Source organism: Pseudomonas alkylphenolica, assembly GCF_004025535.1.
Lineage (GTDB): Bacteria > Pseudomonadota > Gammaproteobacteria > Pseudomonadales > Pseudomonadaceae > Aquipseudomonas > Aquipseudomonas alkylphenolica_A.
This window is the reverse complement of record NZ_QJRG01000033.1, coordinates 264828-279022: the sequence shown is the minus strand read 5'-3', so window position 1 is coordinate 279022 and position 14195 is coordinate 264828. Positions and strand designations below refer to the sequence as shown.

Genomic DNA, 14195 nt, shown 5'->3' with positions numbered 1-14195 from the left:
ACGGCGGACACTGCAATCAACGCTCGTGTACGTACGTCCCCGGTGCGGCCTCGGCAGCGGCATGGGCTTTGTTGCCCAGTCGGGTCGGTGCCTTTTTCAGTTCGCCCGAGCGCTGGCTGAGCCAGTTTTGCCAGTGCAGCCACCAGGAGTCGGTGTGCTTGCTGGCATTGTCTTGCCAATCGCTGGCCTGTGCCGGTAGCTCGCTGCTGGTCATGTAGCGTGCCTTGGGGTTGCCGGGCGGGTTGAGGATGCTCTGGATGTGGCCGCTGTTGGACAGCACGAATTCGACGTTGCCACCAAACAGCTGCGCCGAGCGGTAGCAGGCCTGCCACGGCGTGATGTGGTCGGTGGTGCCTGCCAGGCTGTAGATGTCGGTGGTGACTTTCTTCAGGTCGATCGGTGTTCCGCACACTTCCAGTGCATCGGCACGGGTCAGTGGGTTGGTTTTGAACATTTCGATCAGGTCGCCGTGGAAGGCGGCCGGCAGACGGGTGGTGTCGTTGTTCCAGAACAGGATGTCGAACACCGGCGGTTCGTTACCCAACAGGTAGTTGTTGACCCAGTAATTCCAGATCAGGTCGTTGGGGCGCATCCAGGCAAACACCTTGGCCATGTCACGGCCTTCGAGTACACCGGCCTGATAGGACTGGCGCTTGGCCGATTCAAGGGTCTGTTCGTCGACGAACAGCGCGACCTGGGTGTCGAGGGCGGTGTCCAGCACGCTGACCAGCAGGGTCAGGGCGTTGACTTTGTTTTCACCCAGTGCTGCGTAGTGACCCAGCAGCGCGGTGCAGGTGATACCGCCCGAGCAGGCGCCGAGCATGTTCAGATCTTTGCTGCCGGTAATCGCCAGGACGACGTCGACGGCTTCCTTGAGCGCATCGATGTAGGTCGACAGCCCCCATTCGCGCTGGGCCTTGGTCGGGTTGCGCCAGCTGACGATGAAGGTTTGCACGTTGGAGCGCAGGCAAAAGCGCGCCAGGCTCTTTTCCGGGCTGAGGTCGAAGACGTAGAACTTGTTGATTTGCGGTGGTACCACCAGCAACGGGCGGGCATGCACCTGTTCGGTGATCGGCTGGTACTGGATCAGCTCCAGGACGTCGTTGCGAAACACCACGGCGCCTTCGCTGGTGCCCAGGTTCTTGCCGACCTCGAAGGCCTCCATGTTCACCTGGCTGGGCATGCCGCCGTTGTTGACCACGTCTTTGGCCAGGTTCGACAGGCCGTCGAGCAGGCTTTTGCCACCGGTTTCGAAGAAGCGTTTGACCGCCGCCGGGTTGGCCGCCGAGTTGGTCGGGGCCATGGCTTCGGTCATCAGGTTGATGACGAAGTGGCCACGGCTGGCATCCTGTTCCGAGAGGTTACTGGCGTCGATCCAGTCGTGCAGTTCTTTGCGCCACGCCAGGTAGGTTTGCAGGTAGCGGCGGTAAAGCGGGTTCTGGCTCCAGGCCGGGTCGTTGAAACGACGGTCGTCGCTCTCCGGTTGCAGGCCCGATTTTCCGAAAATCACATTTTTCAGTTCCAAGCCGAAATGAGCGACATGCTTGGCACTGTGCAGCGGTTGGCGAATGGCCTGGCCCAGCACCATTCGAGCAGAACTCAGCAAATCCTTGCGGCGCAAGCCGATCACCGGGTTCAGGCCCAGTGTGTTTTCCGAGGCTTGGCGCTGCAGGTCATCGTTGTTCTTGTTACTCATCTACGACGCTCCGTTGTCCTGAGACGAGTACCGGCCTGTTGTGCACCTACACAGACGAGTGCCCGGTACTGCTGCTCGGGTGACCAGTGATAACGAACTGCGGTCCTGCGGCCGGATGCAAACGACGATGAGCCATGCGGGTTTTTCTGCGTGTGAAGACAGCCTGCTTTCGCTCGCGACCTCTACATCCCGGCCTGACCCTGCGTAAAAAATCAATGCAGGGAACTTGCCAGATCCATTGGTTACCCGACTTTCGAGTGTTTCGCAATACGGCCATTCATTGGCCGTTGTGCAGGCATTCAAGCAAATAGAATTAGAAAATGCGCTCTAAATCCTGGGAGGCCTGAACTAGAGCATCAGCTTGACGATCGACTCGGAAGGGTCGCGCGATTTTCCGGCTTTTGCCAGGTCATCGAGGTACTCGGCCCAGAGTTGTTCCTGACGCAGGCACAGTTGCTCCAGGTACTCCCAGGTGAACAGGCCGCTGTCATGGCCGTCGTCGAAGGTCAGTTTCAGTGCGTACTGGCCGGCCGGTTCGATCTGCTTGAGACCGACGCCCAGTTTGCCGAACTGGAGGATGGGATTGCCGTGGCCTTGAACCTCGGCGGAGGGAGAATGCACGCGCAGGAACTCGGCTGGCAGGTGGTACACCTCGTCAGGCCCGTAAGTCAGGCTCAGGGTCTTGGAGGCTTTGTGCAGGTTGATGCCGGTAGGGAGTCTGGCCATATGGTTCAGGGCCGCAAGCGGCCCTGCCTGTAAGAGAGTGAGGCTTACAGAATATAACGAGAAAGGTCTTCGTTCTGCGCCAATTCGCCCAGATGGCTGTTGACGTATTCGGCGTCGATGCGGATCGGCGCTTCGTCGTGGGCGCTGGCCAGGTCACCGGCGCTGAACGACACTTCTTCAAGCAGGCGCTCAAGCAGTGTGTGCAGGCGGCGGGCACCGATGTTCTCGGTCTTCTCGTTAACCTGCCAGGCGATCTCGGCCAGGCGTTTGATGCCCTCGGCGGCGAACTCGATGTTCAGGCCTTCGGTTTTCAGCAGCTCGCGGTACTGCTCGGTGAGCGAGGCGTGCGGTTCGCTGAGGATGCGCTCGAAGTCTTCCGGGCTCAGCGCCTTGAGTTCAACGCGAATCGGCAGACGGCCTTGCAGTTCGGGCACCAGGTCGCTCGGTTTGCTCAGGTGGAAGGCGCCGGAGGCAATGAACAGGATGTGGTCGGTCTTGACCATGCCCAGCTTGGTGTTCACCGTGCAGCCTTCGATCAGCGGCAGCAGGTCGCGCTGTACACCTTCACGTGAGACATCGGCACCGCCGACGTTGCCGCGCTTGGCAACCTTGTCGATCTCATCGATGAACACGATGCCGTGCTGCTCGACAGCTTCCAGGGCCTTGGCCTTGAGCTCGTCTTCGTTGACCAGGCGGCTGGCTTCTTCGTCGCGTACCAGCTTGAGCGCTTCCTTGACCTTGAGCTTGCGGCTCTTGCGCTTGCCCTTGCCCATGTTGGCGAACAGGTTCTGCAGCTGGTTGGTCATCTCTTCCATGCCCGGTGGCGCGGAAATGTCGACACCCATGGCTTCGGCAACTTCGATCTCGATTTCCTTGTCGTCCAGCTGGCCTTCACGCAGGCGCTTGCGGAACAGTTGGCGGGTGTTGGAGTCGGTGCTGGTGGTCTGGTCTTCGTTGAAGCCGGTGCGTGCCGGTGGCAGCAGGGCATCAAGGATGCGCTCTTCGGCAGCGTCTTCGGCACGGTGGCCGACGCGGACGATTTCCTGCTCGCGGAGCATCTTGATCGCGGCATCGGCCAGGTCACGAATGATCGACTCGACGTCACGGCCCACATAGCCGACTTCAGTGAACTTGGTCGCTTCGACCTTGATGAACGGGGCATTGGCCAGTTTGGCCAGGCGCCGGGCGATTTCGGTCTTGCCGACGCCGGTCGGGCCGATCATCAGGATGTTCTTCGGGGTCACTTCAACGCGCAACTCGGCCGGCAGTTGCATGCGCCGCCAGCGGTTGCGCAGGGCGATGGCGACGGCGCGCTTGGCGTCGTCCTGGCCGATGATGTGGCGGTTGAGTTCGTGGACGATCTCGCGGGGGGTCATGGACATGGTAATGATGGTCCTTGGGCTCGATAAGTCAGCGTGGAAAAGCCCGGCCGTCGGGGCCGGGCGCCAGAACAGCTGAATTACTCGGCCAGGTCCTGCTCCTCGATGGTCAGGTTGTGGTTGGTGAACACACAGATGTCACCGGCGATATTCAGGGCGGTCTCGGCGATTTCACGGGCCGAGAGGTCGGTCTTTTGCAGCAGGGCGCGGGCAGCGGCCTGGGCGTAGGCGCCACCGGAGCCCATGGCGATCAGGCCGTCCTCGGGTTCGACGACGTCACCGTTGCCGGTGATGATCAGCGAGGCGTCTTTGTTGGCGACGGCCAGCATGGCCTCCAGACGGCTCAGGGAACGGTCGGTACGCCATTCCTTGGCCAGCTCGACGGCGGCGCGGATCAGGTGGCCCTGATGCTTTTCCAGCTGGCCTTCAAAGCGTTCGAACAGGGTGAATGCGTCGGCGGTGGCGCCAGCGAAGCCGGCGATGACCTGACCGTGGTACAGGCGGCGGACTTTCTTGGCGTTGCCTTTCATCACGGTATTACCGAGAGAAACCTGGCCGTCGCCGCCCATGACGACTTTGCCGTGGCGACGAACTGAAACGATGGTGGTCAAGGGAGAGTCTCCACGCAGCGGGGCGAAAATGCCTGATGCAGACTCATATGGGGGTGCAGGGAAGGATTTCAACCTGCAAGGACGAGCGGTAGGGGAATCTCTGTAGGAGCGGATTTATCCGCAATGGCCGCAGCGCGGCCCCAAAAGGGGGCTGCTACACAGCTCATCGCGGCGGTCCGGCGTCCCGGTGAATCCGCTCCTACAGCACACTCGATCACGCTTCGTGGCTGATATGCCCATCGACCAAGGTATAACGCACCGCGCCCGGCAGGCAGTGGCCGATAAACGGGCAGTTGTCGCCCTTGGAACGCCACTGTTCACCGGCAACAGTCGAGGCCTTGACGTCGAACAGCACCAGGTCGGCAGCGCCGCCGACTTTCAGCTGGCCGGCCGGCAGGCGCAGGGCATCGGCCGGACCGGCTGACAAACGTTGCAACAAAGTTGGCAGGTCGAGCAGGCCGTCCTCCACCAGTGTCATGGCCAGCGGCAGCAGCAGTTCGACACTGCTGATACCCGGCTCGGTGGCGCCGAACGGTGCCAGCTTGGCATCGCGCTCGTGTGGTTGGTGATGGCTGGAGATCGCCTGGATCACACCGGACTTCACTGCCTCACGCAGGCCGTCACGGTCGGCGCGGGTGCGCAGCGGAGGTTGCACGTGATAGAGGCTGGAGAAGTCGCGCAGCGCTTCGTCGGTAAGGATCAGCTGGTACAGGGCAACATCGGCGGTGACCGGCAGCCCCAGTTCCTGCGCTTGGGCGATCAGGCGTGCCCCGCGGGCGCTAGTCAGCTGGCTGAAGTGCGCGCGCACGCCGGTCTGTTCGACCAGCAGCAGGTTGCGCGCCAGGGCCACGGTTTCAGCGGTTTCCGGAATGCCCGGCAGACCAAGGAAGCTGGCCATCGCGCCTTCGTGGGCGAGACCACCCTGCGCCAGGTCGCGATCTTGCGAATGGAACACCACGGTCAGGTCGAAAGTGGCCGCATACTCCAGGGCGCGGGCCAGGGTGCGGTTGTTGGCGAAGGCGTTCAAACCGTTGCCGAAGGCCACGCACCCGGCATCACGCAGGGCGATGAGTTCTGCCAGCTGTTCGCCTTCCAGGCCCTTGCTCAAGGCGCCGATGGGGAACACTTTGCTGTGCCCGGCTTCGCGGGCGCGGTCGAGGATCAGCTCCGCCACTGCGGAGGTGTCGAGCACCGGCTTGGTCTGCGGAGGGCAGCACAGGCTGGTGACGCCGCCGGCTGCTGCTGCGCGGGTTTCGCTGGCGATGCTGCCCTTGCGGCTGTAGCCGGGTTCGCGCAGCGCTACGTTGAGGTCGACCAGACCAGGGGCAGCGACCAGGCCTTGAGCGTCGATGCTGCGCGCCGGGTTGAAACCGGCAGGTGCCGCGCCCATGGCGACGATCTTGCCGGCATCGATATGCAGGTCGGTGATCTGGTCCAGGCCGCTGGTGGGATCGATGACCCGGGCGCCAAGAATACTGAGGGTCACTGGGCGTTCTCCTGCTCGAATTGACGTTGGGCGTTCTGCCCGCTCATGGCCATGGACAGCACGGCCATACGCACCGCGATGCCGTAGGTGACCTGGTTGAGAATCACCGAGTGGGCACCGTCGGCTACGGCGGATTCGATTTCCACGCCGCGGTTGATCGGCCCCGGGTGCATGACGATGGCATCGGGCTTGGCCCCGGCCAGGCGTGCGGTGGTCAGGCCGAACAGCCGGTAGAACTCACCCTCGCTGGGCAGCAGGCCGCCGGCCATGCGCTCACGCTGCAGGCGCAGCATGATCACCACGTCGACATCCTTCAGGCCCTGTTCAAGGTCGGTGTAGACCTTCACGCCATACTGTTCGATACCGATCGGCAGCAAGGTTTTCGGGCCGATCACACGGATGTCCTGGCAACCCAGGGTTTTCAGCGCGAGCATGTTCGAACGGGCCACCCGCGAATGCAGGATATCGCCGACGATGGCCACCGAGAGGTTCTCGAAGCTGCCTTTGTGCCGACGAATGGTGAGCATGTCGAGCATGCCCTGGGTCGGGTGGGCGTGACGGCCGTCACCGCCATTGATGATCGCCACGTCCGGGCACACATGCTCGGCGATGAAGTGTGCGGCACCCGAGTCGGCATGGCGCACGACAAACATGTCGGCGGCCATCGCTTCAAGGTTGCGCAGGGTGTCGAAGAGGGTTTCGCCCTTGCTGGTCGAGGAGGTCGACACGTTCAGGGTGATCACGTCCGCCGACAGCCGCTGGGCGGCCAGTTCGAAGGTAGTGCGGGTACGCGTGGAGTTCTCGAAGAACACGTTGCACACGGTTTTGCCGCGCAGCAAGGGGACCTTTTTAACGGCCCGGGCACCGACTTCGAGGAAAGAGTCGGCGGTGTCGAGGATTTCGGTCAGCAGTTCGCGGGGCAAACCGTCGAGCGAAAGAAAGTGGCGCAGCTGGCCCTGATCATTGAGCTGCAGCGGGCGCTTGGCGTCGATTGGCGTCATCGCGAGGGACTCTTAAAGGGCGGAAGCGGATGCGAGGTCCTGGCGCTCGAGAGCGAGCGGCGCGGGTCCGGTCAATTTTACCCGTTCATGGGCGGCCAGCGACAGCGTCGCACCGACCACATTCGGGCGGATCGGCAACTCGCCGGCATCCAGGTCGAGCAGGCAGACCAGGGTCACGCTGGCCGGGCGGCCATAGTCGAACAGTTCGTTGAGGGCGGCACGGATGGTGCGGCCGCTCATCAGCACGTCGTCCACCAGGATCAGGTGCTGGCCTTCAATCTCGAACGGCAGGTCGGAAGGGCGTACTTGCGGGTGCAGGCCGTTCTGGCTGAAGTCATCGCGGTAGAACGAGACGTCGAGGGTGCCCAGCGCACTGTCGTCCCCGAGTTCTTCGAGCAGGGCCTGGGCAACCCAGATGCCCCCGGTGCGGATGCCGATGAAACGGGGTTCGGTGATGTTGCGCCGGGCCAGATGGGCACGAAGGTCGACAGCCATCTGCCGGATCAGTTCGGCGGGATTGGGTAGGCTCATGCTTGCTCCTCAATAGACCGGGGGCGTAGCGCTGCCCCGGCTTGAATCCGATGATCAGGATTGCCCGGTATTGGCCTCCAGCCAGCCTTGCAGCAGCAGGGCCGCAGCGATGGCATCCACCGGGTTGTCGCGGTAACTGCCACGCTGGCCGCCGCGGGCCATGCGTTCGCCCTTGGCTTCGAAGGTGGTCAGGCGTTCGTCGTGAGTATGCACAGGCAGGTTGAAGCGGCCGTTCAGGCGCCGGGCGAACTTCTCGGCGCGGGCACTCATTTCGCTGGGCGTGCCGTCCATGTTCAGCGGCAGGCCAACGACGATGGCATCGGGTTGCCATTCCTTTATCAGTTTTTCCACCTGGGCCCAGTCCGGCGCACCGTTCTGGGCTTTCAGGGTGCACAGCTCGCGGGCCTGGCCGGTAACGACCTGACCAACCGCGACGCCGATCTGTTTAGTGCCGTAGTCAAAGCCCAGCAGCAGGCGCAATTCAGCCATCAGGCGTGCCCCGCCTGACTGGTGAGCAGGCTGAGGTTGATGCCCAGGCTCGCCGCTGCGGCCTCAAGACGCTGTTCGCAGGCCATGCCAAAGATGATTTCGGGGTCGAACGGACAATTCAGCCAGGCATTGTCAGCCAATTCCGCTTCCAGCTGGCCCGCTTCCCAGCCGGCGTAGCCGAGGGTGATCAGGCTTTGCTTTGGCCCGGCGCCATCGGCGATGGCAAACAGGATGTCCTGGGAGGTGGACAGCGACAGGCCGTCGAGCTGGACGGTGGCCTGGAAGGTCTTGTCATTGGTGTGCAAGACAAACCCGCGGTCAGTCTGTACCGGGCCGCCCAGGTAGATTGGCACCTGGATGCAGCTGGCTGGCGCTTCGACCTCAGGCCGCAATTGCTCGAGGATATCGGCCAGGTTCAGCTCTTGTGGGCGGTTGACCACCAGCCCCATGGCGCCATTGGCGTTGTGCTCGACGATGTAGGTCAAGGTATGCGCGAAGTTCGGGTCGGCCATGTGCGGCATGGCAATCAGGAACTGGTGCTTGAGGTAACTCGGGCTGAGGTTTTTCATGGTTGATAGTGTGGCGTTGGGACGCCTCACTGACAAGCCTGATGTGGGGGCGCCAGCGTCAGTTGCTGGACAATCGGTCGCCGCGGGCAAAGCGCCAGGTACGGATGATCTCCAACCGGTCGAATTCAGCCAGATCACCGGTGAACGGGGCAAAGGGCGCGGCCAGGCGCACGATACGCTGGGCCGCCTGGTCGAGCAGCGGCTGGCCGGAGGATTCCAGTACCAGCACTTCGTAGAGCGAGCCGTCGCGGTTGATCGAGACCATTAGCCGCAGGCTGCCATAGATCTGCTGGCGGCGTGCCTCATCGGGGTAGTTGAGGTTGCCGATACGCTCGACCTTTTTGCGCCATTCGTCTTTGTACCAGGCGCCCTTGTCGCGCATGGTCGAGGCCGCATTGAGGCGGTGGATGCGCGGGCGTTTGGCGTACAGCTGCTGTTCGTGGGACAGCTCGGCTTCGAGGCTGGCTATCTGGCTGGACAGCTGCGAGCTGTCGAATTCGGGGGTGGCGGCCTTGGGTTTTGGCTGCGGCTTGGCTTCTTTGGGCCGGGTTTCGACCTTTTGCGGCTTGGGTGCCTGGGTGGTCACCACGGCCTTGGGCGGTGCCGGTTGCGGTTGCACCTCGGGCTTGGCCGCCGGCGGTGGCGTCACCTTGTTGATCTTGCTGTCCTGGAATGGCGCGATTTCGGTGGTTTTAGGCACCGCTTTCTTGTCCAGCGTACCGCTGCCCTGCTGGTTGTCCTGAGCAAGGTAATCAGCCTTTTCCGGCGCTTTTTCGCTCTTGAAGGTGGACAGGGTGATTTCCATCGTGCGGCGAATTTCTTCGGGCTTGGCGAAGGTAAAGCCCACGCCGAGAATCAGCGCCAGGTGCAGCAGGGCGGCCAGAAACAGGGTAAAGCCGAGCCGGTCCGCCGGGCGAACGCGGGGCGGAGAGAAGTCGGCGGGGATGTCAGCAGGCAGCGTCATCGGGTATCCAGCAACCACAAGGCCGGCGAAAAACCGGCAGAGCGAGTGCGCAGGTCAAAAAAACGACCCGCATGATACCCCACTCTGCGCAATAGCTTCGCGTCGGCGGTCAGCGCGCCTTGAGCTTGCGATCAATGGCATCCATCAACTGTGCGCCGATAGCGGTGCCAAAGGCATTGTCGATCTCGCGAATGCAGGTCGGGCTGGTCACGTTGATTTCGGTCAGGTGCTCACCGATCACATCCAGGCCGACGAACAGCAGGCCTTTTTCGCGCAGGGTCGGGCCGACCTGTGCAGCGATCCAGCGGTCGCGGTCGGTCAGTGGACGGGCTTCGCCGCGGCCACCGGCGGCCAGGTTGCCACGGGTTTCACCGCTGGCGGGAATGCGCGCCAGGCAGTACGGCACAGGCTCGCCATCGATCATCAGGATGCGCTTGTCACCCTCGACGATCGCCGGCAGATAGGCCTGGGCCATGATCTGCGAGGCGCCGTTGAGGGTCAGGGTCTCGAGGATCACCGAAAGGTTCGGGTCGCCCGCGCGGTGGCGGAAGATCCCGGTACCGCCCATGCCGTCCAGCGGCTTGAGGATCACGTCGCCATGCTCGGCGGCGAACTGGCGGATGATGTCGGCGCGACGGCTTACCAGGGTGGGTGGCGTGCACTGCGGGAACAGGGTGGCGAACAGCTTCTCGTTACAGTCACGCAGGCTCTGCGGACGGTTGACCACCAGCACGCCGGCGGTTTCGGCCTGTTCCAGCAGGTAGGTGCTGTAGACGAACTCCATGTCGAACGGCGGATCCTTGCGCATCAGGATCACGTCGAGGTCGCTCAGGGCGTTGTCCTGCTCGGCATCCAGCTCGAACCAGTGCTGCGGGTCGGCAAATACTTTCAGCGGGCGCATCCGCGCACGGGCCTGGCCCTGGCCTTGGTACAGATCCTGCTGCTCCATGTAGAACAGCGACCAGCCGCGCTCCTGAGCGGCGAGAAGCATGGCCAGCGAGCTGTCCTTTTTGTAGGAGATGGACGCGATGGGGTCCATGACAATCCCGAGGCGAACGCTCATGGGGTAGTTCCTCTCGGCGGCGCTATGCCGCAGTAGCTCAAATGAAAAGTGGCATCAGGGTGGCGCCCGCAGCGTCGGCGGTCAAGGGAAAAACGCATCCTGGGCGGGCCGTGGCGCGGGCCGATGGAATGCACCCCCAGAGTGTGCTAAAAAGGCCTGGCACGTGGCCTGCACGGCCCTTCCAGGCGACGCCTGAGCAGCGATGGTAGAGCGATTATGGAACAGCCCGGCACGGCACTGAAAGTGATGGTGATCGATGACTCCAAAACGATCCGTAGAACCGCACAAATGTTGCTCAGTGAAGCAGGCTGCGAGGTCATCACGGCCACCGACGGCTTTGATGCCCTGGCCAAGATTGTCGACCAGCACCCGCAGATCATATTTGTCGACGTGCTGATGCCACGTCTGGATGGCTACCAGACCTGCGCCCTGATCAAGCACAACAGCGCTTTCAAGGACACGCCGGTGATTCTCCTGTCGTCCCGCGATGGTCTGTTCGACAAAGCCCGGGGCCGCGTGGTCGGCTCTGATCAGTTTTTGACCAAACCTTTCAGCAAGGAAGAACTGCTGGACGCAATCAGGGCGCATGTGCCCGGGTTCGCCGCAGAAGAACAACACGCACCCTGACGCCGCGCCAGCGCCGCGGCGTTCATTCCTTTGATGGGGAACAGCATGGCCCGAGTTCTGATCGTCGACGATTCGCCGACCGAAATGTACAAACTGACCGGAATGCTCGAAAAACACGGGCATCAGGTACTCAAGGCCGAAAACGGCGCCGATGGCGTGGCCCTGGCTACTCAGGAGAAGCCCGACGCGGTGCTGATGGATATCGTCATGCCCGGCGTAAACGGTTTCCAGGCCACCCGCCAGTTGAGCAAAAACCCGGAAACTGCATCCATTCCCGTGATTATCGTCACCACCAAAGATCAGGAAACCGACAAGGTCTGGGGCAAGCGCCAGGGCGCCAGCGACTACCTGACCAAACCTGTGGATGAAGACACCCTGATCAAGGTGCTCAACGGCGTTCTCAAAGGTTGATCAAGCAGCCTGTGGGCGAGTCACTGACGGCGTTCGAGCTGTTGCTCGACATCGACCGGCGCTGCCGCCTGCTCGCGGCGGACCTGCCGCTGCAGGAGACGCGACTGCAGAGCTGGAGCGGTATCGGCTTTCGTATTGCCGACCAGTGGTTCGTCGCGCCCATGGGCGAGGTGGCTGAAGTCCTGCACGAGCCGCGTTTGAGTCGTATCCCGGGGGTAAAGCCCTGGGTCAGTGGCGTGGCGAACCTGCGCGGGCGTTTGCTGCCGGTGATGGACCTGTGCGGGTTTTTCGGCCTGGGCCTGTCGGCGGCGCGCAAGCAGCGGCGGGTACTGGTGCTCGATCACGAAGAGCTGTTTGCCGGGTTGCTGGTCGACGAAGTCGTAGGTTTGCAGCATTTTCCGCTGCACAGCCTTGAACTGTCGCCGCCCAAGCCTTTGCTGGGTGGCGCAGCACCGTTCGTTCAGGGCCATTTCCAGCAGCAACGCTGCTGGGCCATCTTCAGCCCGCTGGCCCTGGCCCAGGCGCCGGGTTTTCTTGATGTGGCGTTGTAAAGGAATGCCAGAGTCGTGACCAATACCAAGACGGCTACTTTGACCCAAGGCTCGCGCAGCAGCGCCCGGATTGCGGCGTTGTTTGTCGTGTTGATCCTGTCGATCGTGCTGTTGTTCGCCAACTTCGCTTACCTGAACACCCAGGCCAACTACGACAAGCAGTACATCGGTCACGCCGGCGAGCTGCGGGTGCTGTCCCAGCGCATTGCCAAGAACGCCACCGAGGCGGCAGCGGGCAAGGCGCGGGCGTTCCGCTTGCTCAGTGAAGCGCGCAACGATTTCGAGCAGCGCTGGGATTACCTGAAAAAGGGTGATGCAAGCACTGGCCTGCCTGCCGCGCCACCGGCGGTGCGCAACGAAATGGATGCCGTGCTGCGCGACTGGGAAGGCCTGCGCAAGAACACCGATACGATCCTGGCCAGCGAACAGACGGTGCTGTCGTTGCATCAGGTCGCGGCCACCCTGGCCGAGACCGTGCCGCAGCTGCAGGTTGAATACGAGCAGGTTGTCGAGATTCTGCTCAAGAGCGGCGCACCGGCCAATCAGGTGGCTGTGGCCCAGCGCCAGTCGCTGTTGGCCGAGCGCATCCTCGGTTCGGTGAATACCGTGCTCGCCGGTGACGACACCTCGGTGCAGGCGGCGGATGCCTTCGGCCGTGACGCCAGCCGTTTCGGTCAGGTGCTCGAGGGCATGCTCGCCGGTAACCCGAGTATCCAGGTTACACGGGTCCAGGACCCGGATGCCCGGGCGCGGCTGGGTGAGATCGCCGAACTGTTCCAGTTCGTTGCCGGCTCGGTGGATGAGATTCTTGAAACCTCGCCGGAACTGTTCCGCGTGCGCGAGGCGGCCGGGAACATTTTCAACCAGTCGCAGACCCTGCTCGACGAAGCCTCGCGTCTGGCCAACGGCTTCGAGAACCTGGCCAGTGGCCGCACCCTCGATACCGTGGGTGGCTATGTACTGGGCCTGCTGGCCCTGGCGTCGATCATCCTCATCGGCCTGGTGATGGTGCGTGAGTCCAACCGGCGGCTGCGTGAAACGGCGGAAAAGAACGAGCGCAACCAGCAGGCGATCATGCGCCTGCTCGACGAAATAGAAGACCTGGCTGACGGTGACCTGACGGTGATGGTCTCGGTGACGGAAGACTTCACCGGTGCCATTGCCGACTCGATCAACTACTCCATTGACCAGCTGCGCGACCTGGTGGCCACCATCAACCTCAGTGCCGAGGAGGTGGCCAGCGCTGTGCAGGACACGCAGACCACGGCCCGTCAGTTGGCCAAAGCATCTGAACACCAGGCCGAGCAGATCACCGAAGCCTCGGTGGCGGTGGGCGACATGGTCGAGTCCATCGACCGGGTGTCCACCCATGCCTACGAGTCGGCCAAGGTGGCCGAACGCTCGGTGGCCATTGCCAACAAGGGCAACGAGGTGGTGCACAACACCATCCATGGCATGGACAACATTCGCGAACAGATCCAGGACACCGCCAAGCGCATCAAGCGCCTGGGGGAGTCTTCCCAGGAAATCGGCGATATCGTCAGCCTGATCGACGACATTGCTGACCAGACCAACATTCTGGCACTCAATGCGGCGATCCAGGCGTCGCTGGCTGGCGAGGCGGGGCGGGGCTTCGCGGTGGTCGCCGACGAAGTCCAGCGCCTGGCGGAGCGTTCATCGTCTGCCACCCGGCAGATCGAGGCCCTGGTACGCACCATTCAGGCCGATACCAACGAGGCGGTGATCTCCATGGAACAGACCACCGCAGAAGTGGTGCGCGGTGCGCGCCTGGCCCAGGATGCCGGCGTCGCCCTGGAAGAAATCGAAGGCGTGTCGCAAACCCTCGCCGAACTGATCCACAGCATCTCCGATGCCGCTCAGCTGCAGACCTCTTCGGCCGGGCAGATCTCGCATACCATGGCGGTGATCCAGCAGATCACCTCGCAAACCTCGGCGGGCTCCAGCGCAACGGCTGACAGCATTGGCAACCTGGCGCGCATGGCGAGTGAAATGCGCCGCTCGGTGTCCGGTTTTACTTTGCCACCGACATCGCCGCGATGAGCGCACAGTCGTGAGCATGGCATCGGGAGC

The 14195-nt window shown here is 62.7% G+C and carries 15 protein-coding genes; 4 read left to right on the top strand and 11 right to left on the bottom strand.

Translation table 11 applies throughout. The features are described 5' to 3' along the window. Positions 1 to 16 precede the first annotated feature (16 nt). The 11 genes from phaC to gshB form a co-directional block, all read right to left on the bottom strand. The gene (gene phaC, locus DM813_RS01350) at positions 17 to 1696 is read right to left on the bottom strand and encodes a class II poly(R)-hydroxyalkanoic acid synthase (RefSeq protein WP_128321651.1); all 1680 of its coding nucleotides are present in this window, start codon (positions 1694 to 1696) and stop codon (positions 17 to 19) included. A gap of 348 nt (positions 1697 to 2044) precedes the next feature. Then, positions 2045 to 2422: a gamma-butyrobetaine hydroxylase-like domain-containing protein gene (locus tag DM813_RS01345; RefSeq protein WP_128321650.1), complete on the bottom strand. Its 378-nt coding sequence runs from the start codon at positions 2420 to 2422 to the stop codon at positions 2045 to 2047. Positions 2423 to 2466: 44 nt separating this feature from the next. Beyond that, a complete protein-coding gene (gene hslU / locus DM813_RS01340) occupies positions 2467 to 3804 on the bottom strand; it encodes an ATP-dependent protease ATPase subunit HslU (RefSeq protein WP_128321649.1) in 1338 nt (445 codons plus the stop codon). Positions 3805 to 3881: 77 nt separating this feature from the next. Further along, the gene (gene hslV, locus DM813_RS01335; RefSeq protein ID WP_028945572.1) at positions 3882 to 4412 is read right to left on the bottom strand and encodes an ATP-dependent protease subunit HslV; all 531 of its coding nucleotides are present in this window, start codon (positions 4410 to 4412) and stop codon (positions 3882 to 3884) included. A gap of 214 nt (positions 4413 to 4626) precedes the next feature. Further along, positions 4627 to 5898, bottom strand: a complete 1272-nt coding sequence (locus tag DM813_RS01330) for a dihydroorotase (RefSeq protein ID WP_128321648.1) — start codon at positions 5896 to 5898, stop codon at positions 4627 to 4629. After that, positions 5895 to 6899, bottom strand: coding sequence for an aspartate carbamoyltransferase catalytic subunit (locus DM813_RS01325; protein ID WP_128321647.1), 1005 nt, complete (start codon positions 6897 to 6899; stop codon positions 5895 to 5897). The genes DM813_RS01330 and DM813_RS01325 overlap by 4 nt, the downstream gene beginning before the upstream one ends. 12 nt (positions 6900 to 6911) lie before the next feature. Then, positions 6912 to 7430: a bifunctional pyr operon transcriptional regulator/uracil phosphoribosyltransferase PyrR gene (gene pyrR, locus DM813_RS01320; protein WP_128321646.1), complete on the bottom strand. Its 519-nt coding sequence runs from the start codon at positions 7428 to 7430 to the stop codon at positions 6912 to 6914. 54 nt (positions 7431 to 7484) lie between these two features. Beyond that, on the bottom strand, positions 7485 to 7919 hold the full coding sequence (ruvX, locus tag DM813_RS01315) for a Holliday junction resolvase RuvX (protein ID WP_128321645.1): 435 nt from the start codon (positions 7917 to 7919) through the stop codon (positions 7485 to 7487). Further along, positions 7919 to 8488 carry a YqgE/AlgH family protein gene (locus DM813_RS01310; RefSeq protein WP_128321644.1) on the bottom strand — a complete coding sequence of 190 codons (570 nt, stop codon included), beginning with the start codon at positions 8486 to 8488 and terminating at the stop codon, positions 7919 to 7921. The genes ruvX and DM813_RS01310 overlap by 1 nt, the downstream gene beginning before the upstream one ends. Before the next feature lie 58 nt (positions 8489 to 8546). Then, entirely contained in the window at positions 8547 to 9452 is a 906-nt protein-coding gene (locus tag DM813_RS01305) for an energy transducer TonB (RefSeq protein ID WP_128321643.1), read from the bottom strand. 109 nt (positions 9453 to 9561) lie between these two features. Beyond that, positions 9562 to 10515, bottom strand: a complete 954-nt coding sequence (gene gshB, locus DM813_RS01300; protein ID WP_128321642.1) for a glutathione synthase — start codon at positions 10513 to 10515, stop codon at positions 9562 to 9564. A gap of 216 nt (positions 10516 to 10731) precedes the next feature. Here gshB and pilG point away from each other — a divergent pair, with 216 nt between their 5' ends. Genes pilG through DM813_RS01280 form a run of 4 tightly spaced genes read left to right on the top strand, consistent with a single transcriptional unit; the run spans position 10732 to position 14165 of the window. Next, positions 10732 to 11142 (top strand): twitching motility response regulator PilG, encoded by a 411-nt coding sequence (gene pilG / locus DM813_RS01295; RefSeq protein ID WP_128321641.1) that lies wholly within the window; start codon positions 10732 to 10734, stop codon positions 11140 to 11142. A gap of 45 nt (positions 11143 to 11187) precedes the next feature. Then, positions 11188 to 11553: a twitching motility response regulator PilH gene (gene pilH / locus DM813_RS01290; protein ID WP_128321640.1), complete on the top strand. Its 366-nt coding sequence runs from the start codon at positions 11188 to 11190 to the stop codon at positions 11551 to 11553. Positions 11554 to 11564: 11 nt separating this feature from the next. Then, positions 11565 to 12104, top strand: a complete 540-nt coding sequence (locus DM813_RS01285) for a chemotaxis protein CheW (RefSeq protein WP_431311904.1) — start codon at positions 11565 to 11567, stop codon at positions 12102 to 12104. Positions 12105 to 12119: 15 nt separating this feature from the next. Continuing rightward, positions 12120 to 14165 carry a methyl-accepting chemotaxis protein gene (locus tag DM813_RS01280; RefSeq protein ID WP_128321638.1) on the top strand — a complete coding sequence of 682 codons (2046 nt, stop codon included), beginning with the start codon at positions 12120 to 12122 and terminating at the stop codon, positions 14163 to 14165. The last annotated feature ends 30 nt before the right edge of the window (positions 14166 to 14195 follow it).

Bases quoted from the DNA above. Each gene is read 5' to 3' on its own strand.
- DM813_RS01310 (WP_128321644.1), bottom strand. From the start codon at position 8,488: ATGAAAAACCTCAGCCCGAGTTACCTCAAGCACCAGTTCCTGATTGCC.
- DM813_RS01345 (WP_128321650.1), bottom strand. From the start codon at position 2,422: ATGGCCAGACTCCCTACCGGCATCAACCTGCACAAAGCCTCCAAGACC.
- phaC (WP_128321651.1), bottom strand. From the start codon at position 1,696: ATGAGTAACAAGAACAACGATGACCTGCAGCGCCAAGCCTCGGAAAAC.
- DM813_RS01325 (WP_128321647.1), bottom strand. From the start codon at position 6,899: ATGACGCCAATCGACGCCAAGCGCCCGCTGCAGCTCAATGATCAGGGC.
- gshB (WP_128321642.1), bottom strand. From the start codon at position 10,515: ATGAGCGTTCGCCTCGGGATTGTCATGGACCCCATCGCGTCCATCTCC.
- pilG (WP_128321641.1), top strand. From the start codon at position 10,732: ATGGAACAGCCCGGCACGGCACTGAAAGTGATGGTGATCGATGACTCC.
- pilH (WP_128321640.1), top strand. From the start codon at position 11,188: ATGGCCCGAGTTCTGATCGTCGACGATTCGCCGACCGAAATGTACAAA.
- ruvX (WP_128321645.1), bottom strand. From the start codon at position 7,919: ATGGCTGAATTGCGCCTGCTGCTGGGCTTTGACTACGGCACTAAACAG.
- hslU (WP_128321649.1), bottom strand. From the start codon at position 3,804: ATGTCCATGACCCCCCGCGAGATCGTCCACGAACTCAACCGCCACATC.
- DM813_RS01305 (WP_128321643.1), bottom strand. From the start codon at position 9,452: ATGACGCTGCCTGCTGACATCCCCGCCGACTTCTCTCCGCCCCGCGTT.
- pyrR (WP_128321646.1), bottom strand. From the start codon at position 7,430: ATGAGCCTACCCAATCCCGCCGAACTGATCCGGCAGATGGCTGTCGAC.